Origin of the sequence: Streptococcus oralis subsp. oralis (genome assembly GCF_002096595.1) — a bacterium.
GTDB lineage: Bacteria > Bacillota > Bacilli > Lactobacillales > Streptococcaceae > Streptococcus > Streptococcus oralis_D.
In genome coordinates this window covers 118,447-140,420 of the sequence record NZ_NCUR01000010.1, presented here as the reverse complement: position 1 = coordinate 140,420, position 21,974 = coordinate 118,447, and the positions used below count along the sequence as shown (strand labels likewise).

The following is a 21,974-nucleotide window of genomic DNA, read 5'->3' as shown; positions in this document are numbered from 1 at the left end:
TTGTTTTTAACATTTTGACAAGACCATACCCTGCTAGGAGTACTAATCTTCGGCAATAAAGCCATCATTTTCAATAAAGTGGTGTTCTGTCATTCCTTGGTCAGTAAAGACGATTCCATGAAGGACACCACCATATACAGCTCCTCCATCCATACCAATCTTGCCATCCTCTGTTATCCAAAGCTCAGCTGTACCTCGGTCTTGCTTGAGCAAACCATAAACCGGTGTATGCCCAAAGACAATAGTTTTTCCAGTATGGTTAGCCGCTTCGTGGAATGGTTTTCTGAGCCAGACTTTCTTGTAATCAGTCGTTTCATGCCAATCATCCAAGGTCAAATCAATACCCGCATGAACAAAGATATACTTGTCTGTCTCTACTACAAATGGCATTTGACGAATAAATTCGACCAAATCTGCTGCTTCAGTCGCAACACGCTTGGCATCTTCTACGCCATCAACTGGTGCATCCAAGGGACGACCTAAAATAGAGTTAATAGTTGTATCTCCACCATTGCGACGATAATGGTCATAGCTTTCTTCTGGGTCATCGAGCCAAGTCAGAAACATATACTCATGATTACCTGATAAACAAATAGCTCCTTGATTGTCGACCAAGTCTTTGACCATTTCTAGAACACGGCGACTGTCTTCACCACGGTCAATCAAATCTCCTAGAAAGAGCAACTGAGTTTGACCATCCCAGGTCTTGAGCAGATCTTCTAGCATACCTGCTTTCCCGTGAACATCTCCAATTACATAATAGTCCGTCATTTATTTCTCCCTCGTTTGCAATAATTCTCTCGCTTGGGTAAGGGCTGCTTCTGTTACATTCTCTCCTGCTAACATCTTAGCAACTTCCTCTACTCGTTCTTCTAAAGTCAAGAGACGAACTGTCGATACTGTTGAATGTTCGTCACTAATCTTTTCAATAAAGAATTGGTAATCTGCAATCGCAATTACTTGCGGTAGGTGAGAAATAGCTAAAACCTGACCATGTTGGCCAATCTTGTGAATCTTCTGCGCAATAGCTTGGGCAACACGACCTGAGACTCCTGTATCCACCTCATCAAAGACAATACTAGTCTTACCTTCCTTACGAGAAAAGGCAGACTTAATAGCTAGCATGAGACGAGACAATTCCCCACCAGATGCAACTTTGACCAAGGGCTTAAAGTCCTCACCTGGGTTGGTGGAAATGTAAAATTCGACTGCTTCATTTCCTTCACGGCTGAACTTACTCTTACTAAAGCGAACCTGAAATTGAGCCTTCTCCATATAGAGATCTTGCAATTCTTGCTTAATCTCGGCTTCAAGCTGCTGGGCCAAATCATGGCGAGCAGATGCAAGCTGACCTGCCAAATCAACAAGATTAACTTCCAATTTCTTGAGTTCTGCTTCCATATCTTCGGAAGAAAGATTATTTCCAGTCAAGAGATTGTACTCATCCGTAATCTTGGCAAAATAAAGCAGGACATCGTCCACAGTTCCACCATACTTGCGGGTAATAGTATTCAGAAGATCTAGGCGATTCTCAACCTGCATAAGGCGATTACCATCAAAATCCAAGTCCTCAATAATATCTTCCAAACGCTTTGTAATATCTTCTAAAACATAGTAGGTCTCAGACAGAGAACTTGAAATTTCACGGTATTCAGGGTCATACTCTTCGACACTTTCCATGTCATTCATTGCTGAACGGACATTAGCAAGACTGGAGAATTCCTCATTGTCCAACATGCTATAGGCATTGGTTAGCGTATCCGCAATATTTTTGTGATTGAGGAGTTTATCTCGTTCTTGGTTGAGAGCCAAGTCTTCTCCAGCCTGCAAGTTTGCAGCCTCAATCTCTGCCACTTGAAATTCCAACATCTCAATACGAGCCTTGTGTTCCTGTTGGTTTTTCTTGACTTCCAAAACCTGCTTACGCATTTTGCGATAGGCATCAAAGCTCGTCTGATAGGTCTCCTTCAGCTCCAAGAAAGCTGCATCACCAAACTCATCCAACATCTGGATGTGCAGTTGTGGACGCATTAACTCCTCTTGGTCATGCTGACCATGGATATCTACAAGATGTTGCCCTATAGCACGCAAGACAGAAAGATTGACCATCTGACCATTCACGCGACTAACACTACGACCGTTTTGCAGAATTTCACGCCGGATGATGATCTCATCGCCCAATTCTAAACCTTGCTCATCAAAAAGTTCCTGTAAAAGGCGACTGTTTTCAACCGAGAAAAGCCCCTCAATCTCTGCCTTTGGCGCACTGTGGCGAATAACGTCTGTCGTTGCACGAGCCCCCAACATGAGATTCATAGCGTCGATAATGATAGACTTTCCAGCACCCGTTTCCCCGGTCAAAACAGTCATACCCTTTTCAAAATTGAGCGAAATCGCCTCAATAATGGCAAAGTTTTTTATTGAAATTTCAAGTAACATACTGACCTACCATTTTTTGACTTGTTCAACAATTTCTTCAGCTGCCTCTGCTGTTCTAGCTACAATTAAGATAGAATCATCATCAGCTAGACAGCTAAAAATCTGTTCAGGAAATGCTTCGACCAACTGACTCTTCACAAAAATAGTATTTCCAGGAATGACAGCAAGGTTGATCATATTTCCCATTAACTCAGAACTCACAATATTGTCCTCAGCCAACTGCAAACTTTTGACGATTGATTTTGGCAACTCATAGATATAGGTGTTGTTCTTCAAAGGAATTTTAACAATCCCAAGCTCTTTGATGTCCCTTGAGACAGTGGCTTGAGTAGCAGAAATACCTGCTTCCCTCAAGTACTCAACAATTTCTTCCTGAGTCCCGATCTGATAATCCGTAACAAATCTTCTAATTTTTTCAAGTCTCTCTTTTTTATTCATCTTTAAATTCTCTATGTGCTCTCTCTACAACTTTTTCTATTTCGGGGGCAACTTGATTGCTTGCTCCCTCTTCCTTTTTCAAATATGCCAGAAATTCGATGTTTCCATGTCCTCCTTGGATTGGTGAATAGTCTAATCCAAGCACTGAAAAACCTTGTTCAACCGCCATAGCAGTGACAGATTCAAGGACAGTTTGATGAACCTTGGCATATCGAATGATTCCATTCTTTCCAATCTGCTCACGACCTGCTTCAAACTGAGGCTTAACCAGAGCCACCACCTGACCTTGATCAGCCAAGACACGATGCAAGGCTGGTAAAATCAAACTTAAGGAAATGAAACTCACATCAATACTGGCAAAGCTTGGTTCCTGCTCAAAGTCAGTCTTTTCAGCATAACGAAAATTAAACTGCTCCATGCTGACAACCCGTGGGTCTTGGCGCAATTTCCAAGCCAACTGATTGGTACCGACATCGACTGCAAAGACCAACTCAGCACCATTTTGCAACATGACATCGGTAAAGCCTCCGGTAGAAGCACCAATATCAATCGTGGTTGCGCCATCAACTGACAAACCAAAGGCCTGCAAGGCTTTTTCTAATTTTAAGCCACCACGGCTGACATACTTGAGTTTTTCACCCTTGAGTTTTAGCTCAGTGTCATCTGGAATTTTCTCTCCTGGTTTGTCAAAACGCTCTCCATTAAGGACAGCTACAACCAGACCAGCCATGACACCACGCTTGGCCTGTTCTCGCGTTTCAAACAAGCCCTGTTTATAAGCTAGTACATCCACTCTTTCCTTAGCCATTGATTCTCAAACTTTCTACTACATTTACAATCGGCTCTGTTTCAAAGCTGACTTCTTGGGCAATTTCTTCTAATTTTACATTAGCTTGATCCAGAGTTTGGTTACAAAAGGAAATGGCCTCTTTCAAGCCCAATAAGGCTGGATAGGTTGATTTTTCAGCCTGCAAATCCTTTTGTGGAGTCTTCCCGATTTCCTCAAAACTAGCGGTCACATCCAGCACATCATCTCGAACTTGAAAGGCCAGCCCAATCAATTCACCAACTGTTTTCAGCTTTGCTTGGATTTCTGGTGCTAATTCAGCTATGATAGCAGCTGCTTGGAAAGGATAGGCAAGTAACTTACCTGTTTTATTGGCATGAATGGTCTGAAGTTCTTCCAAGGACAAGTGCTGGTGTTCGCCTTCCATATCTAAAACCTGCCCTGCAACCATGCCCAAACTTCCTGAAGCAAGGGATAGGTTGACAATCAAGTCCACCTTGATCTGACTTGGCAAATCTGCCTGCGCTATTAAGGCATAGGGATCTAAGAACAAAGCATCTCCTGCCAATATTGCCATTGCTTCGCCAAATTTCTTATGATTGGTCAAGCGTCCCCGACGATAATCGTCATCATCCATGGCAGGAAGATCATCGTGAATCAAGCTCCCTGTATGAATCATTTCCAAGGCCGCAGCCACCTGTGCATGAGCAGGTTTAATAGCGACCTGCAAGGCTTCCAGAACTTCTAACAAGAGAAAAGGTCGAATACGCTTGCCACCGGCATGAATGGAATAGAGAACAGCTTCTCGTAAACTAGAAGCAAACTGCTGGTCTCCATAAAAATCTTCCAAGGCAGACTCGACAAGAGCTAATTTTTCTTGCTTCTTCATTCAAAATCACTTTCTGTTCCGTCTTCTTGCATGACCTTGACCAAGGTCTTTTCAGCCTTGTCCAGCGTCGCTTGGAGCTCTTTTGACAAGACCATCCCCTTTTGAAAGGCAGCAATCGCATCTTCCAGAGCAATTTCACCATTTTCCAAACTTTGGACAATGGTCTCCAGTTCTGCTAGATTTTCCTCAAATTTCTTTTGTTTTGACATCTTTAACCTCTAATTCTACTCGACCATCTCGCATCAAAAGCGTCACTTGGTCTTTTTTCTTCAAACTCTCAACCGAATCGATAACAGACTCTTCTTTTTTGACAATTGCATAACCACGCGCCACGATTCGACTGGTATCCAACATCATCAGGGCTTCAGAAAGTCGCTTCACTTCAGCAACCTTGGCATCATAAGCCAACGCCATTTGGCTACGGAGGAGCTTGTCTAACTGACCGAGCCGGTCCTGATAGCGTTGGATTTTGGTAACAGGTGATAATTGGACTAGTCGATGCGTCCTTGCTTGGACTAGCTGTTTGTTATCAGAAATCCGTGTTCGCAAACTTTGTTTTAATCGCAGTTGCAATTGGTCTAACCGTTGCAAATAACCATCATACAAGCGCTCTGGCTGTCTAAAGATAACTGACTGACTGCATTTTTTCAGAGCTTCTTTTTTCTTTGACAGGACATTTTGTACAGCTGTCGCCATTCGTTTTTCCTGATTTTGCAAATGAGTCAAAAGATCCAACTTGGTTACAGGTGTTGCCAGTTCAGCTGCAGCTGTTGGCGTTGCAGCACGGCGATCTGCCACAAAATCCGCCAAGGTCACATCCGTCTCATGCCCCACACTAGAAATAACTGGCAAACGGGATTCAAAAATAGCCCGTACCACAATTTCTTCGTTAAAGGCCCAAAGATCCTCGATGGAACCACCTCCACGACCAATGATGAGAACATCTAGGTCCTCACGTTGATTGGCACGCGCAATATTTCGAGCAATTTCCTCCGCAGCTCCATCACCTTGTACCTTGGTCGGATAGAGAAGAATGTCGACACCAGGAAAACGTCTGCTGACGGTCGTGATAATATCTCGAATAACGGCGCCACTACGACTGGTCACCACACCGATTCGCTTAGCAAACTGGGGAAGAGGTTGCTTGAATCTCTCTTGAAATAGACCTTCTTCCGTCAATTTTTTCTTAAGTTGTTCAAACTGAATCGCAAGCGCCCCGACCCCATCAGGCTCAGCTTTTTCAATGATGATAGAGTAGTTCCCACTCGGTTCATAGATCTGCACACGCCCAATCACATTGATTTTCATCCCCTCTTCGAGGTCAAAACCTAATTTCTGATAGATTCCTGACCAGATGGTTGCTTGAATAACTGCATGGTCATCTTTTAAGGAGAAATATTGGTGAGTAGGTCGTTTACGAAAGTTGGAAACTTGACCAGTTAAATAGACCCGTTCCAAGTAAGGGTCTTTATCGAATTTCATTTTCAGATACTTGGTCAAAGTTGTTACCGATAAATACTTTTCCATCTCCACCTACTATTCATTTTCTTGCTTTTCCATGGGTATTATTATACCAAAAACATGCTTAAAAATCACCTTTTTCCTACCGAAACTAAAGGAAAAATAGAAAAAGGAGGCATGGCCTCCTCATCTGATTATTTGCTGTTTCGCGCTTCTTCCAAAATCTTTGCAATCTTTGTGGTCAAAAGGTCGATAGCAACGGTATTGCTGACTCCCTCAGGAATGACGATATCGGCATAACGCTTGGTCGGTTCGATAAACTGGTGGTACATGGGTTTGACCACGCCCAAATACTGGTCAATCACGCTATCCAAGCTACGGCCACGCTCCTCCATATCACGCTTGATACGACGAATAATGCGCACATCATCATCTGTATCCACAAAAATCTTGATATCCATCAAATCGCGCAGACGCTTGTCCTCCAAGACCAGAATCCCCTCAACGATAAAGACATCCTGAGGCTCCTGACGATAGGTCTTGCTACTCCGCGTATGCTCTGTATAGTCATAAGTTGGAATGTCCACTGGGCGCCCTGCCAACAATTCCTTAATCTGCTCGATCATCAAGTCTGTATCAAAGGCAAATGGATGGTCGTAGTTGGTTTTGACACGCTCTTCAAAAGTCAAGTGAGACTGATCCTTATAGTATGAATCATGCTCAATCATGGAAATCTTTTCATCAGGAAAGTGCGATAAAATGGCTCTTGAAACACTGGTCTTACCACCACCAGAACCACCTGTCACTCCGATAATGATTGGTCTATTTTGCATGCTATCCTCCGTTTTTTTATCCGTCGTCTATTCTATCACATTTTTAGCAAAATTTATAGTCTGATTTGGATAGTCTAGGGGAAACAAATCCATCCCCACACTCCAGTTAGACTAGCCAAAAACCTTTCTTGGTTTGTAGAAATTGTCCCGTTTTTCTAGAATAGCTAGCAATTTGTCTCCCTCAAAGGCAGCCAATTCTTGGTCTGTTTGGTCTAACTCGATAAAACGGCCAAAGCGCACTTCTGTAGCCTCTTCTGGACTTAGGAAAACTTTGACAAGGTCCCCTGTTCCAATTTCAAGAGGATGGAGAAAGTCCAGTTGACCAGCCTCCACTTTTGCAGCAATTTCGTCCAAGGTAAAAGCATCTTCCAGTTGTAAACCTGCAGCACTGGTTCGAGTCAGATGCGACATATGAGCCGCATAACCCAGCTTCTCTCCCAAGTCAACAGACAAGGTACGGATATAAGTCCCCTTACTACATTTCACACGAAAGGTAAAACGTGCAAGTTCGTCCTCATAAGAAATTGGACTTGTTCGTTCAAATTGATAAATGGTCACCTGACGTTCTGGACGCTCCACTTCCTGACCTGCACGCGCATACTCATAGAGCTTGCGACCATTAACCTTAACAGCCGAATACATAGGTGGAATCTGAGTAATAGGCCCAGTCAGACTCGCAATCGCTTCATCGACAATGGTTTCATCCAAGGGCGACAAAACAGGGGTCTCTGCGACCACTTCCCCACTAGCATCCTCGGTCGTCGTTGAATAGCCTAGGGTGATTTCCCCCTCATAGACCTTGCCCTCATCCTGCATAAATTCGACCATGCGGGTTGCCTTGCCCACCGCAATCGGCAAAACACCCACCACATCCGGATCCAAGGTCCCACCATGACCAATCTTCTTGGTTCCCAAAATCTTACGCAGTTTAAAAACCACATCATGCGAAGTCATCCCCACTTCTTTTTTTAAGTTGATAATACCGTTCATGTGTTGCTTTCTAATTCAATTAAAATATGTCGTCTTCAAGAATTGTTACATAATTCTCTTTTGTAGCAAAAGAAAGGTTACTTAAACGTTTTGCTTGATTCATAATTATTTTATCAAATACATTTCTTACAAACCGACCATTCGCATTCTTATTTTCGGACATATCGCTTTGTTTTTCAAGAAATGTTTTCAACTTATCTGCAGCCGATTCTTCTATAATATAGTCTTCGTTCTTACAGTACGATAGAAAAATCTCGAACATTTGATTAACTGTATAATCTTCAAATTCAATAAAATAATTAAATCGTGATTTTAAACCAGGGTTAGACTCAAAAAATTTCTTCATTAGGTCATCATATCCTGCTACAATTACAACTAAATCATCACGATAGTCTTCCAAAGCTTTTGTTAGTTCAGTCAAACACTCTCGACCATAACTGTCACTTTTTTCATTTTCTGTGATACTGTATGCTTCATCAATAAATAAAACTCCACCTTTAGCTTTTTGGATTAATCTTTTAACTTTTAAAGCTGTTTGTCCTTGGTATTCAGCTATTAAGTCCGTTCTAGTCGCCTCAATAAAATGACCTTTACTAAGTATTCCTAGAGAACGATACATATTACCAACAATTCTAGCAACTGTTGTTTTACCTGTACCTGGATTCCCAAGGAAAGCCATGTGCATCGTTCTATTTGTTTTTTTCAACCCAATCTTTTCTCGGTTTTTCTGAACTTTGTTAAAGATTACTAGGTCTTCTATTTCTTTCTTTACATTTTCTAATCCTATCAGGGAGTTTAATTCATCGGACAGCTCCTCAAATGATTTGGCATTGATTTCTTTTAAAATAGCGTACTCACTATCTATTAATCTAGAACCAAGATATTTATACAGTAACTCTAAAACCGTTGACTGTCTTTCTTTAATTTTAGGAAATTTATCATCATTTGACAAATTACCTAAACGCTTTATTAATTCTAATTCTGAATGCTTCTTATTATCAACAATTTCTTGAATAACAGTCTCAAATTCATAAGAATTATTTGTTAAGTCATCAAGCTTTTTCACTTCTGATTTTAACAGTTTTAAATATGTTTCACTAATCATCTACATTCCTTTAAATATCAGAAATACTACTATTAGAGCGAATAAGATTCCTAAGACATAGAATCCTTTTCTAAGGAAACTAATCTCTTTTTGTTTTTCCTCTAGTTCAGTTTGAAATTTCTCGACTATTAAAGTAAGATTTTTACTTTCGTCTATTAATCGAAGATTCATCTTATCTACGTCGTTTTTCAGTTCATTTTCTGTTTCTTTAACCTGTAAATGCAAATCGTTAAAACTATTTTCTATTTCCACTAATGTTTTTAGCTTCGCTTTTAAACTATCAATTTCAATTTGAATTTCACTTTGCTTATCTTCAAATTGTTCTAACTCTTCTAGTTTTTTATGATGTTTCTTCAATATATCAATTAGATCTTTATTCTGTTTAAAAACATCATCTAATAATTTTTTATTACTAGTTTGATATTCTTCTATCTCGTGCAATCCCTGCATAGCTTTATTATTTGCCTCTTTGGCTGCAATCAAAGATTCTGAAATTCTTTTAATATAGTCATCATCTAATATTTGAAATGTTTCATAAATGGTATTAAATTCCTGAATAATCTTTTTAATATGCTTGTTTTGTTCAATCATTCTATTTTGAACAGCATCGGTGAGAGCGTTTAAATCCTTACCTTTAACATCATATTCCATACCAATGAATCCTAGCATAGGATCGTCTTGTGGGACAGTCGGTAAATCTGATTGTTCTGGAATTTCTTCACTAAAAGCTTTCAATGCTTCTTTTTTCTCATTAAATCTTTCAGACTTTGCTAAAACCTGAATCTCTAATTCTTCTGACATAACATTCTCCTATAATAAATCATTTAATGCACTTTGCATTTCTTCAAGTTCACTTTGCTTTTCATCAAAGTACATTTCGTTAGCTAATAATCGCTGTTTGAAATCAATCTTTGAATTAGAAAATTCCTCTTGAACATTACCAAGAAGTTCTCTTAGTTTTTGATGGTTCTTAGCCATCTTACTGAATATATCATTTCTTTTAACAGCCACATTTTCTTCTGCAACAAAAATTTGTATATCTTGAATTCTCAACAATTCGTTTTTCTTATCAGCTTGTTGCTTTTGATTTTCCTCAATTAACTTTCTTGAAATAAATTGATCAATTCCATTAATAATTATGGCTCCCAAGATTCCTGTTAGTAGACTAGCTAAAAACATTCCTAGTATATTTGCAATACTTCCTAAATATTTAATTTCTGTATCGAAGCCTTTTATTTTTTTTAAATACTTTTCAAAATATTCTCCCAAAAATATTGCTCCTACACCTACTAATGCAGAAGTAATAATTTTTGAAATATGGGCAATTTTAATCTCAGTAGAATGAGACTCATTTTCAGGGTTTGATAGATAAGAAATACTTTCTCTTATTGATCCAAATATTTGTTTAACTACGTTTGTTATTTTTTGAAGTTTTTGATTGATTGTTCCAATAATTTCCCCAACGATACTCCCAACAAAACTATCAATGCCAACTTTGATAAAATCTTTAATTTTACTAAAGAAGGCGTGAAGCGCTTTTTTCATTTCATCTAAGAATGTATCAAACGAACGTTTTTTAGATTTGAAAAAGCGAACTAAAGCATTCATTATTTCTTTTAACATTCCAAATAGAGCAGCAACAAACATTGCTTTTATAGCATCTTTACCAGCTTTATTGGCCATTCTGACAGAAGCTTTCTTTGCAATATCCTTATTAATAGCTTTCTTTGCTCTTTTCTCAGCCTTCAGCATCTTCTTTGAATCAGCTGCTAATTTATCATTTAATCTTTTATTATTTTCAGCTTTAAGATTTCGCTTTTCGGCATCTGAGATATTCATCTTATCAATTTTCTCATTGGCTCTTTGAACTTGACTCCTAAGTTCATTTTCCCTCAGTTCTCTATTCTTTATATATTCACTATTAGATTTTGCTCCTTTACTTTTATTAAGTGATTCGTTTGTTGCAGCAAAATTTTCTGATTTATTTGCTAAATCAACAGTCTCTATATCAGCAATCTTTCTCCAAGGATTTTCAAAAATTTGTTTACGTGCTACAACATGATCCAGATTAACTTTTTCATTAATTTTCAAAGTTTTACCAGTATACTCATCTTTTAGGGTTCCAGATCTTAGCTTATCTTTCATATTCTTACTTGCATCTTTGAATCTTTTATCTTTCAGAATACTTTCACCTATTACTTTAGTATATTCTTTTGGTTTACCTTTATTATCATTATACTGCTTAAGAAGCGTGTCACCTGTCATATCTAAACCAATCTGATTCCCAAATTGATTCCAAATTTCATCTAAAATAACTTCACTTAACTTATCAGGTGATCCTATTTCTTTAAACTCTGTTTGTAACGATTCAAGATTAGAAAATTCCATCTCAAATTGTTGCTCAAGTAGTTCTTCCAATTCATCATAATTTAAACTTTGTGATTCATCTACTTCTTCAGTATTCAATACTAATAATTCATTTTCCACTGCTTTCTATTCCCCCTTCAATGCTTCAAACTTAGCCTTCATGGTCGGATTCTTCCGAGTCAATTTTTTGACTGATACATCATCCAGCTTGTTGTTGGCGAGGCGGAGTTGGTTTTCGGATGTGGTTAGGAATTTCTTAACCTCTTCCATACGCTTAATGGCTTTATCGATTTCATCAATAGCTTTACCAAAGTTAGTTGAAGCTGAATTGTAGTTCTTGGCAAAGGCTAGTTTAAAGGCATCCAAATCTTCCTCAAAATGTGTAATATCGATATTTTGCTCTCGAACCAAGGCCAATTCTTGTTTGTATTTTAGGGAATTAAGCGCCGCATTTCGCAAGAGACCAATCAACTGGATAAAGAACTGGGGACGTACGACGTACATTTTTTCATACTCGTGGCTGACGTCCACAATTCCTGTATTAAAGTAGTCGTTATCTGCTTCTAGCATGGTCACCAGAACCGCATATTCGCAGTTTTTCTCCCGACGGTCCTTGTCTAATTCCTTATAGAAGTCTACATTCTTGTGTTTCTTCTCTGTTCCGTCCGCTTCATTTTTCATCTCAAACATGATGGAAATAATTTCCACTCCATTTTCATCACATTCACGGAAGATAAAGTCACCCTTAGAACCACGCGCAGAGACCTTGTTATCCTTCTCAAAGTAGGCATTTGGAAAGGCAAAACTGCGGACCTTATTGAACTCACTCTCCGCATACTGTTCCAGACTTTCCCCGATAGCTTTTGTAGATTGTTGGGCTTTGAAATTCTTGTAAAATTCGACTTGTTCACTAGCAGCCTTGAGCTGGGCTTCGTAATTCTGCTTAACAGAAGCCAAAGACAACTCATTTTCCTTTTCTTGCAAGAGGAGCTGATTTTTAACTTGATCCCGTTCTTTTTCTAGGTCAGAAAGGGTCTTTTGCAGTTGATTTTCATGCTCCAAACGCAAGGTAGCCAGTTGGTTTTCCAAGGCCTGCACTTCCTTGTCCTTAGCCAATAAAGCCTCATGGCTTGTCTGTTCAACTTCTTTCTTGGCCAACTCTTTCTCTGTATCAAAGTTTTGGATTTGGCTCTGCAATTGCGCAATTTCTTGGTCTTTTTGAGCCAGTTTAGTCTGTTGATCATTCATAGCCTTTTGCTCAGCCAAAGCCAGCTCCTGCTTCATGCGATCGTGTAATTCCTTATCAAACTCAGCTGTTCTCACTTGAGATAAAAGTTCGGCATACTGACTTTCATTTACTGTGAAGACTTCCCCACAGTTGGGACATTTGATTTCGTTCATAACTTTCCTCTTTCTAGACTTCTGTAACCATTATATCATGCCTGAGGGAAATTCAAAAACAGCGAGTCGAAACCCACTGTTTATATCTGTTACTTTAAATTTTTTCCAAGGCCAAACGCAAATCTTCAATCAAATCCTCTACATTTTCAAGACCAATCGACAAGCGGATTTGGTTTGGTATGACACCTGCTGCTTCTAGATCTTTTTCTGACAACTGACCGTGAGTGGTTGTCGCTGGATGAACAACAAGCGATTTGGCATCTGCTACGTTTGCAAGGTCAGAGAAGATTTCCAAATTATCAATCACCTTGCGAGCCTCTGTCTCTCCACCTTTAACATGGAAGGTAAAGATTGAACCAACACCTTTTGGCAAATATTTCTCAGCCAAGGCATGATAAGGACTTTCCGCTAGTTTTGGATAGTTGACTTTTTCAACCTTAGGATGGTTGACAAGGAAATCAACAATTTTCTCTGCATTTTGCACATGACGTTCAACACGAAGAGAGAGAGTTTCAAGCCCTTGGAGCAAGAGAAAGGCATTGAATGGTGACAAGGCAGCACCTGTATCACGAAGCAATTGAACACGAACAGCGATAATAAAGGCTGCTGCACCAACATCCCGAGTATAGCTCAAGTTATGGTAGCTTGGGTCTTCCTCAACAAATTGAGGGAACTTCCCTGAAGCTGCCCAGTCAAAACGACCGCTATCGACAATCACTCCTCCAATAGTCGTACCATGTCCACCGATAAACTTAGTTGCTGAGTGAATGGAAATATCTACACCGTGAGAGAAGACGTTAATCAAATATGGTGTGGCAAAGGTGTTGTCCGAAACAAGTGGAATCTGGTGTTTATGCGCAATCTCTGCCAATTTTTCCAAGTCAGGAATGTTAATCAAGGGATTCCCCAAGGTTTCAATCAAGACAAGTTTGGTATTGTCACCGATAGCTGCTTCAACTTCCTCCAAATTATCCACATCGACAAAGGTAGTTGTGATCCCATAACGAGGAAGGGTTTCTTTCAAGAGATTGAAAGTACCACCGTAAATAGTTGACGCAGCCACCACATGGTCACCTGCGTGAGCAAGCGCCAAAATAGTGTAGGTTAAAGCAGCCATACCTGATGCTGTCGCTAGTGCTCCAACACCACCTTCAAGAGCTGCGATTCTTTCTTCAAATGCTGCTGTTGTAGGATTTGTGATACGAGTATAGATATTGCCTGGTTTTCTCAAGGCAAACAGATCTGCACCTTCCTGCGTGTCATCAAAAACGAAGGATGTTGTTTGATAAATCGGTACTGCACGAGATTTGGTCGCTGGATCAACTACTTGTCCAGCATGTAATTGTAGGGTTTCAAATTTAAAATCACGAGTCATAAGACGACCTCCAAATAGCTTCATTAGGGATATTGTATCATCTTGTACAAGTCTTTTCCAATACAGTTTTTCTATATTTTGATATAAGGAACAACTATGACTAGTCATACACATCAAACAAAAAAGCACGATTAACTCGTGCTCATTTCTTTAATCGACATAGGTATCTTCGTTTTTATTGAGGAAGGCGTAAGGTAAGCCCATCAAGAGACCTCCTCCGATAAAGTTTCCGACAAAGGTTACACCCCAGTGACGAAGAATATTAGGTATGTCAAAGTTAGCAATAGAATCAGCTGCAACACTAAATTTTACAATCGCAAAAGAAGCAAAGTTCGCAGCAATGTGTTCGTTTGTTAAGAATACAAACATGTAAATCGCTGATAAGACAAGCCAAAGTTTGGCGCCACCGTCTTTCACCAAAACGAATGAAAGAATGGCAATGTTTACAAAGATATTGGCTAAAATACCTTCAAGCAAGACTAGCTCATTGGAACGACCTAACTTCATCTCTACAACTCCTGAAATGAAGCTATCATGTGTTAGATTCGCATAGGCTGCTGAGTGGGCAAAGCCCCAACCTGCTATCAAAGCTCCGATAAGGTTGAACAAGGTACAGTAGAGTAAAATCTCAGCTGTTTTTCTCCAAGAGATTTTTTTCAAGAAACTACCAGCTGTCAAAAACATCATATTTGAAGTTACTAGCTCAGCATTCAAGAAAACAATGTAGGCCAATCCCCAAGCAAAAACGAATGGGAAGAGGAAGCGTCCACTGCCTGGTGCGATCTTATTAATCAAGTCAGCCCCAACTGCGCCCGCAGCCGTACTAAATGTTAGAAAAGCACCTGCAAACATGGAACGAATCGCATACTTAAACTTGCTTTGGCTATAAAGACTTTCTTTCTTCTTGCAAGCAAATTCAATCTTTGAAATAAATTCTGAAGAGACCATAAAAAACTCCTAAACGTTTATTTGTGATAATTATAACATAATTCTTGTTTTCTAGAAAGCGTTTTCTGTAAAATTCTAAAATATTTATCCTAAGCCTTCTTATCCTTTTTCATAAGAACTATTTTGAACCTATTTGTTGACATAAAAAACCAGTGAAATAGCACTTCACTGGTTCATTCATTCTTAATAACGTTGTCTATACGGTTGATTAAAGGCCTTCAAAATATCCTCAGAAGTCTCAGAATAAGCTTTTGATTCTTTAAAGATTCCTTTAACAATTATACGTTCAGTCGCATTATAATCAACACAGGTAACCAAAGTAATCTCCTTTACGCCATCACGATCTTCGATTTCATCTACACGGTCTGGTGTAACACGTTTAACTTCTGTAATCTCATAAGTATAAACTTTATCCTTATCCGTCAGGTAAATTTTCATACCTGCTTTGGCATTGACCAAAGGTGAGAAGAGCATTTGACTGGCATTTTCAGCAGTAAAGATATGGTGACTAGCTAGAGAATAGTTCCCTTCTCCCATTTTTTGATCAGGTTTCATGGTCCCTGCTCCATAGAACAAGTTTACATTATCCAAACCTTTGAAAATAGGCAGGTTGATTTCTACTTCAGGAATAGCAATACCACCGATAACTGGAAGCTTTTGGGCATCCCATTGAGAAGCCAATACAGCTTCAGATGAAATAGACTTAACAGAGTCAAAATCAAAATTTCCCTCGGATTTTAAATTTTCATCTATATTTTCCTTAGTGACTTGATTGACTTGGTATTTATTGGTATTCCAGACCAAAAAGATATCGCGAATCTTTGAATTAAAAATCAAGGCTAGGGAAAGAAGAATTAAGAAACCCGCTAAAATATTGATAAATAGATTTCTGCGCTTATTTTTCTTACTCTTTTTATTTTTCGTTTTTTTATGAGACATTATTCTGCACCTTCTGTTTCAATTTCAGTCCCAACTTCTTCTTTTTCTGCCGCAGCAACCGTTGTAAAGGTCACAATCTTGGCATCTTGGTCTAGACGCATCACCTTAACTCCCATAGTTGAGCGTCCTGTTTGTGAAATATTGGCAACGTTTGTTCGAATCATGACCCCTGTATCCGTGATAATCATCAGGTCTTCATCCCCCTTAACAGTGAGGAGACCTGCCAGAGGACCATTTTTCTCAGCAACATTGGCAGTCTTCATTCCTTTACCACCACGGCCTTTAGTTGGATATTCAGTAGCAAGTGTACGTTTACCATATCCTTTTTCAGTGATGATAAGGACCTCATCCTGATCAGTGATGACACTAGCACCAACTACAGTATCTCCTTCACGAAGGTTAACTCCTCGGACCCCTGTCGCGATACGGCTCATGCCACGAACAGCTGACTGATTAAAGCGAACAGAATAACCAAACTTGGTACCAATGATGATATCGGTATCTTCTTCTGTCAGCAAGACATTGATTAATTCATCCTCATCCTTGAGATTCAAGGCTTTAAGTCCATTTTGACGAATATTTGCAAATTCTTTGACACTGGTTCTCTTCACGACACCGTGACGAGTTGTAAAGAAGAGATAGGCGTCATCACTACGTTCAGACTCAACGTTGATGATGGTCTGAATGCTCTCACCTTCGTCCAACTTCAATAGATTGACAACTGGCAAGCCCTTAGCAGTACGACCGTATTCAGGGATTTCATAACCTTTTAGTCGGTATACGCGTCCTTTATTAGTAAAGAAAAGCAAATGATCATGGGTGCTGGTCGAAACCAACTCACGCACAAAGTCATCATCCTTAACCCCAGTACCTTGGACCCCACGACCACCACGTTTTTGAGCAGTGAATTCACCTTGGTCCAAACGTTTGATGTACCCCTTATTAGAAAGGGTAATCAAGACATCCGTTTCTTCAATCAAATCTTCATCTTCAAGAGTTAAGACTTCTCCGATCATCAACTCCGTACGACGCTTGTCACCAAACTTACGTTTGACTTCGTCCAGCTCCTCTTTGATGATTTGCGCCACGCGCTCAGGTTTGGCAAGAATATCAGCCAAATCCGCAATCAAGGCAATCAATTCATCATATTCAGACTGAATCTTATCACGTTCCAATCCTGTCAAACGACGAAGACGCATATCAAGGATAGCTTGACTTTGACGTTCAGAAAGCTTGAACTTGCTCATCAACTCAGCTTGCGCTTCCGCATCTGTTTCACTGGCACGAATAATACGAATCACTTCGTCGATATGGTCAAGTGCAATTAAAAGACCTTCTAAGATGTGCGCACGCGCCTCTGCCTTTTCCTTGTCAAAACGAGTACGACGAACGACCACTTCTTTTTGGTGCTCGATATAAGCATCCAAAATTTGACGAAGAGACAAGATTTTTGGCACGCCATTTTGAATCGCCAACATGTTGAACCCAAAATTGGTTTGCATCTGGGTCATCTTGAAAAGATTGTTAAGGATAACGTTGGCAGACGCGTCGCGTTTAACCTCGATTACAAAGCGAATGCCTTCACGATTGGACTCATCACGTACGGCTGTAATGCCCTCAATTCGTTTTTCCTGAACCAAGCGAACAATATGCTCATGTACCTTGGTTTTATTAACCATATAAGGGAATTCCGTTACAACAATACGCTCACGACCCGTCTTAGTAGTTTCAATCTCTGTACGAGAACGAAGGACAATGGAACCTTTACCAGTCTCATAAGCTTTGTGGATCCCTGATTTCCCCATGACAAGAGCACCAGTTGGAAAATCTGGACCAGGTAAGACTTCCATCAAGTCCTTAGTCGTCACTTCAGGATTGTCCATAACCAACTTCACTGCATCAATGGTTTCACCCAAGTTGTGAGGTGGAATATTGGTTGCCATCCCAACAGCGATACCAGTTGCCCCATTGACCAAAAGGTTTGGAAAACGAGCCGGCAAAACCAATGGTTCACGTTCGTTAGCATCGTAGTTATCTACGAAATCAACGGTGTTTTTATTGATATCACGAAGCATTTCAAGAGCAATCTTGCTCATACGTGCCTCAGTGTACCGTTGCGCGGCAGCACCGTCCCCGTCCATAGAACCAAAGTTTCCATGCCCATCAACAAGCATGTAACGGTAGCTCCACCACTGGGCCATACGAACCATGGCTTCATAAATAGAGGAATCTCCGTGTGGGTGGTATTTACCCATAACATCCCCTGTAATACGGGCTGATTTTTTATGAGGTTTGTCTGGTGTAACACCTAGTTCATTCATTCCGTAAAGAATACGACGGTGAACAGGTTTTAAGCCATCTCGAACATCAGGAAGGGCCCGCGCAACGATAACGCTCATGGCGTAGTCGATAAAGCTGGTCTTCATCTCCTTTGTCAGATTGACATTCACTAAATTTCTATCCTGCATTCATAAATGCCTCATTTCACTATTAGTAATTAGATATATTATACCATAATTTGTCCTTCATTTCAGCCTTTGGAAATCGCTAAAACGTTTACATCGATAACCGAATAGAATATTCGTGACAAAGCTTTTTAAAAGTGATAGAATGAAAGTGTCTGGGGATTCCCCTAAAAAAAAATGAAGGAGATGTTTAGATAATGACTTCAACTAAACAACACAAAAAAGTGATCCTTGTTGGTGACGGTGCCGTAGGTTCATCTTATGCTTTCGCGCTTGTTACCCAAGGAATTGCACAAGAGCTTGGAATCATTGAAATTCCTCAATTGTTTGAAAAAGCGGTTGGTGACGCAGAAGACCTTAGCCATGCCCTTGCCTTCACTTCACCTAAAAAAATCTACGCTGCAAAATACGAAGACTGTGCTGACGCTGACCTTGTAGTTATCACTGCTGGTGCTCCTCAAAAACCAGGTGAAACTCGTCTTGACCTTGTAGGTAAAAACCTTGCAATCAACAAATCAATCGTTGAGCAAGTTGTTGCTTCTGGTTTCGATGGTATCTTCCTTGTAGCGGCTAACCCAGTTGACGTTTTGACTTACTCAACTTGGAAATTCTCTGGATTCCCTAAAGAACGCGTTATCGGTTCTGGTACTTCTCTTGACTCAGCTCGTTTCCGTCAAGCACTTGCTGAAACAATCGGTGTTGACGCTCGTTCAGTCCATGCCTACATCATGGGTGAACACGGTGACTCAGAATTCGCTGTTTGGTCTCACGCTAACGTTGCCGGTGTTAAATTGGAACACTGGTTGCAAGCTAACCGTGACTTGAATGAAGCTGACCTTGTTGAACTCTTCATCTCAGTTCGTGATGCAGCTTACTCAATCATCAACAAGAAAGGCGCTACCTACTACGGTATCGCAGTTGCTCTTGCTCGTATCACTCGTGCAATCCTTGATGACGAAAATGCAGTACTTCCACTTTCAGTATTCCAAGAAGGACAATACGGTGTTGAGAACGTCTTTATCGGTCAACCAGCTATCGTTGGTGCACACGGTATCGTTCGTCCAGTAAACATCCCATTGAACGACGCTGAAACACAAAAAATGCAAGCATCTGCAAAAGAATTGCAAGCAATTATTAATGAAGCATGGAAAAACCCTGAATTCCAAGCAGCTTCTAAAAACTAATGAAAAGAAGGTTCTCATCATGGGAACCTTTTTCTTTTATAATACATACTAAAATTATAGATTTCTAACAAGAAAAAAGCCTATTGACCAAGCTAGAAAGCTTGATACAATAGGCTTTTTAAAGTATCATTATTTAACAGCGTCTTTAAGAGCTTTACCAGCTTTGAATGCTGGAACTTTAGAAGCTGCGATCTTGATTTCTTTACCAGTTTGTGGGTTGCGACCTTTACGTGCAGCACGCTCACGAACTTCAAAGTTACCAAAACCGATCAATTGAACTTTTTCACCAGCTACAAGGTATTCAGTTACTGCTGCGAATACAGCGTCAACTGCTGCTGCTGAATCTTTCTTAGTCAATTCTGTAGCTTCTGCTACTTTAGCGATCAAATCTTGTTTGTTTGCCATGTTAATAAATCCTCCAAATAATTTCTAATTAACAAATATAATCATATCCTAAAATTGGCTATAGGTCAAGTCAAAAACACTATTTCTAACGATTTTTCTCTATTTTTTTAGGAATTGTAACGAATTAGAATAGCCCAGGCATTTTCTCCCGTATGTGTTTGAATAATAGATCCTGTTTCCAATACAGAGATTGGTTTTTCTACATAAGTTTGCAACAAGTTCTTCATCTCATTTGCCCATTCATTTGTACCTGCATATGAAATTCCAATCTCAGCCACTGATTGATGCGAGAGCGTCTCAGTCAATTCATCGAGCCATTTTTTGAATGTCTTAGCACCTCGTCCCTTAACGATAGGCTGGAGTTCATGATTCTTCATCTGCATCACAACTCGGATGTTCAACAGAGAGCTTAATAATCCCGTCACACGTCCAATACGTCCGCCCTTAACTAGATTTTCTAATGTTGAAACACCGATATAGAGTTCAGTATGATTCTTAACATCTTCTACATGAGCTAGGATGGTTTCTAAATCTTTCCCTTCTTGGGCAAGTTTAGCTGCTTCAACTACTTGAAACTTCATAGCTTGGTCTGTAAAAGAACTATCAATAACCGTCACATCAGCAGTTGAGAGACTCGCTCCTTGACGAGCAGCTTCAACAGTTCCTGACAAGGCATGGGACATGTGAATAGCGAGAATCTGACTACCGTCTTTACCTAGTTCTTCAAAAACCTCAGCAAACACTCCTACTGGAGGCTGACTAGTTTTCGGCAGATTCTTACTTTGTTGCATAAGATGAAGGAACTCCCCTTCTTTCAAATCTGCGTCTGAATAAAGCACACTATCGATCATAACGGATAGCGGCACAACCGTAATATTTAACTCTTTAACTACTTCTGGTTCGATGGTGACAGAAGAATCTGTTACAATTTTTACTTGTGTCATAATTTCAATCTTTCTATTCTTCTCAATAAGATAGGGATTTATCAATTTTATTATATCAAAATTTTGTTAAAAAATCATAAGAGATCCAATTAAAACGCTTGAAAATTTGGTATAATCTATCTATAGAAAAAGCGAGGGAGAATCATGATCCGAAAAGTTCAGCCTATTATCACTATCATACTAGGGGCAGCTATTTATGCCTTTGGTCTCACCTACTTTGTAGTTCCCTATCATCTATTTGAGGGTGGTGCGACAGGTATTACACTCATTACCTTCTACCTCTTTAAAATTCCAGTCTCACTGATGAACCTCTTGATCAATATTCCTTTATTTATCCTAGCCTGGAAAATATTTGGTCCTAAAACTCTCTACACCAGCCTTCTAGGATCTATTTCACTTTCCGTTTGGTTAGCAATTTTTGAGCGTATTCCTTTGCACATCGACTTGCAAGGTGATCTCATCATTGTCGCTTTAGTCTCAGGAGTCTTACTGGGAGTTGGTTTAGGAATTATCTTTAATGCTGGTGGAACCACTGGTGGTTCTGATATCGTTGCCCGTATCCTCAACAAGTACACCAATATTTCGATTGGGAAATTGCTCTTTGGGATTGACTTTTTTATCCTAATGTTGATTTTGATTATCTTCCAGGACCTTCGTCTAGTTACCTATACCCTCTTATTTGACTTTATCATCGCTCGTGTTATCGACTTGATAGGCGAAGGAGGTTATGGTGGTAAAGGATTTATGATTATTACCCAATATCCTGATCAATTGGCCAAAGAGATTAATGATGAACTCGGACGTGGCGTTACCTTTATATCTGGTCAAGGATACTACAGCAAAAAAGATTTAAAAATTATCTACTGTATCGTCGGTCGAAACGAAATCGTTAAAATGAAAGATATGATTCACAAAATTGATCCTCAAGCCTTTATCACCATCACTGAGGCTCATGAAATTCTGGGTGAAGGATTTACTTATGTGAAAGATTAAAAAAGCTGGGA

General features: G+C 39.8%; 21 protein-coding genes. 2 read left to right on the top strand and 19 right to left on the bottom strand.

Annotated elements, in window-relative coordinates:
- Positions 1 to 42: 42 nt before the first annotated feature.
- From B7714_RS05065 to gyrA, 17 genes are all read right to left on the bottom strand, one after another.
- A complete protein-coding gene (locus B7714_RS05065; protein WP_049490718.1) occupies positions 43 to 771 on the bottom strand; it encodes a metallophosphoesterase family protein in 729 nt (242 codons plus the stop codon).
- Entirely contained in the window at positions 772 to 2,439 is a 1,668-nt protein-coding gene (gene recN, locus B7714_RS05060; RefSeq protein ID WP_084859834.1) for a DNA repair protein RecN, read from the bottom strand. It abuts the gene before it with no gap.
- A 6-nt stretch (positions 2,440 to 2,445) separates the two neighbouring features.
- A complete protein-coding gene (locus B7714_RS05055) occupies positions 2,446 to 2,877 on the bottom strand; it encodes an arginine repressor (protein ID WP_084859833.1) in 432 nt (143 codons plus the stop codon).
- Positions 2,870 to 3,685 (bottom strand): TlyA family RNA methyltransferase, encoded by an 816-nt coding sequence (locus tag B7714_RS05050; protein ID WP_084859832.1) that lies wholly within the window; start codon positions 3,683 to 3,685, stop codon positions 2,870 to 2,872. Before B7714_RS05050 ends, B7714_RS05055 begins: the two co-directional genes overlap by 8 nt.
- Positions 3,678 to 4,553, bottom strand: a complete 876-nt coding sequence (locus tag B7714_RS05045; protein WP_084859831.1) for a polyprenyl synthetase family protein — start codon at positions 4,551 to 4,553, stop codon at positions 3,678 to 3,680. Before B7714_RS05045 ends, B7714_RS05050 begins: the two co-directional genes overlap by 8 nt.
- Positions 4,550 to 4,762, bottom strand: coding sequence for an exodeoxyribonuclease VII small subunit (locus B7714_RS05040; protein WP_000043226.1), 213 nt, complete (start codon positions 4,760 to 4,762; stop codon positions 4,550 to 4,552). Before B7714_RS05040 ends, B7714_RS05045 begins: the two co-directional genes overlap by 4 nt.
- On the bottom strand, positions 4,740 to 6,080 hold the full coding sequence (gene xseA / locus B7714_RS05035; protein WP_084859830.1) for an exodeoxyribonuclease VII large subunit: 1,341 nt from the start codon (positions 6,078 to 6,080) through the stop codon (positions 4,740 to 4,742). Before xseA ends, B7714_RS05040 begins: the two co-directional genes overlap by 23 nt.
- Before the next feature lie 128 nt (positions 6,081 to 6,208).
- A complete protein-coding gene (gene udk / locus B7714_RS05030; RefSeq protein ID WP_001181376.1) occupies positions 6,209 to 6,847 on the bottom strand; it encodes a uridine kinase in 639 nt (212 codons plus the stop codon).
- Between the two features lie 111 nt (positions 6,848 to 6,958).
- Positions 6,959 to 7,837 carry a tRNA pseudouridine(55) synthase TruB gene (gene truB / locus B7714_RS05025; RefSeq protein WP_084859829.1) on the bottom strand — a complete coding sequence of 293 codons (879 nt, stop codon included), beginning with the start codon at positions 7,835 to 7,837 and terminating at the stop codon, positions 6,959 to 6,961.
- A gap of 19 nt (positions 7,838 to 7,856) precedes the next feature.
- Positions 7,857 to 8,942 (bottom strand): AAA family ATPase, encoded by a 1,086-nt coding sequence (locus B7714_RS05020; protein WP_084859828.1) that lies wholly within the window; start codon positions 8,940 to 8,942, stop codon positions 7,857 to 7,859.
- Positions 8,943 to 9,743 (bottom strand): V-type ATP synthase subunit I domain-containing protein, encoded by an 801-nt coding sequence (locus tag B7714_RS05015; protein WP_084859827.1) that lies wholly within the window; start codon positions 9,741 to 9,743, stop codon positions 8,943 to 8,945.
- A gap of 9 nt (positions 9,744 to 9,752) precedes the next feature.
- Positions 9,753 to 11,429, bottom strand: coding sequence for a phage tail family protein (locus B7714_RS05010; protein WP_084859826.1), 1,677 nt, complete (start codon positions 11,427 to 11,429; stop codon positions 9,753 to 9,755).
- 6 nt (positions 11,430 to 11,435) lie between these two features.
- The gene (locus tag B7714_RS05005) at positions 11,436 to 12,710 is read right to left on the bottom strand and encodes a DUF2130 domain-containing protein (RefSeq protein ID WP_084859825.1); all 1,275 of its coding nucleotides are present in this window, start codon (positions 12,708 to 12,710) and stop codon (positions 11,436 to 11,438) included.
- Between the two features lie 94 nt (positions 12,711 to 12,804).
- A complete protein-coding gene (locus B7714_RS05000) occupies positions 12,805 to 14,085 on the bottom strand; it encodes an O-acetylhomoserine aminocarboxypropyltransferase/cysteine synthase family protein (protein ID WP_084859824.1) in 1,281 nt (426 codons plus the stop codon).
- A 150-nt stretch (positions 14,086 to 14,235) separates the two neighbouring features.
- Positions 14,236 to 15,033, bottom strand: coding sequence for a formate/nitrite transporter family protein (locus tag B7714_RS04995; RefSeq protein ID WP_000254787.1), 798 nt, complete (start codon positions 15,031 to 15,033; stop codon positions 14,236 to 14,238).
- A 183-nt stretch (positions 15,034 to 15,216) separates the two neighbouring features.
- Entirely contained in the window at positions 15,217 to 15,972 is a 756-nt protein-coding gene (locus B7714_RS04990; RefSeq protein WP_000018508.1) for a class A sortase, read from the bottom strand.
- Positions 15,972 to 18,440, bottom strand: a complete 2,469-nt coding sequence (gyrA, locus tag B7714_RS04985; RefSeq protein WP_084859823.1) for a DNA gyrase subunit A — start codon at positions 18,438 to 18,440, stop codon at positions 15,972 to 15,974. Before gyrA ends, B7714_RS04990 begins: the two co-directional genes overlap by 1 nt.
- Before the next feature lie 194 nt (positions 18,441 to 18,634).
- Here gyrA and B7714_RS04980 point away from each other — a divergent pair, with 194 nt between their 5' ends.
- Entirely contained in the window at positions 18,635 to 19,621 is a 987-nt protein-coding gene (locus B7714_RS04980; protein ID WP_000204734.1) for an L-lactate dehydrogenase, read from the top strand.
- A gap of 129 nt (positions 19,622 to 19,750) precedes the next feature.
- Here B7714_RS04980 and B7714_RS04975 read toward each other — a convergent pair whose 3' ends face one another.
- Positions 19,751 to 20,026: an HU family DNA-binding protein gene (locus B7714_RS04975; RefSeq protein WP_084859822.1), complete on the bottom strand. Its 276-nt coding sequence runs from the start codon at positions 20,024 to 20,026 to the stop codon at positions 19,751 to 19,753.
- Between the two features lie 107 nt (positions 20,027 to 20,133).
- On the bottom strand, positions 20,134 to 20,970 hold the full coding sequence (locus tag B7714_RS04970) for a DegV family protein (protein ID WP_061406999.1): 837 nt from the start codon (positions 20,968 to 20,970) through the stop codon (positions 20,134 to 20,136).
- 144 nt (positions 20,971 to 21,114) lie between these two features.
- Here B7714_RS04970 and B7714_RS04965 point away from each other — a divergent pair, with 144 nt between their 5' ends.
- Positions 21,115 to 21,963: a YitT family protein gene (locus B7714_RS04965; RefSeq protein WP_084859821.1), complete on the top strand. Its 849-nt coding sequence runs from the start codon at positions 21,115 to 21,117 to the stop codon at positions 21,961 to 21,963.
- The last annotated feature ends 11 nt before the right edge of the window (positions 21,964 to 21,974 follow it).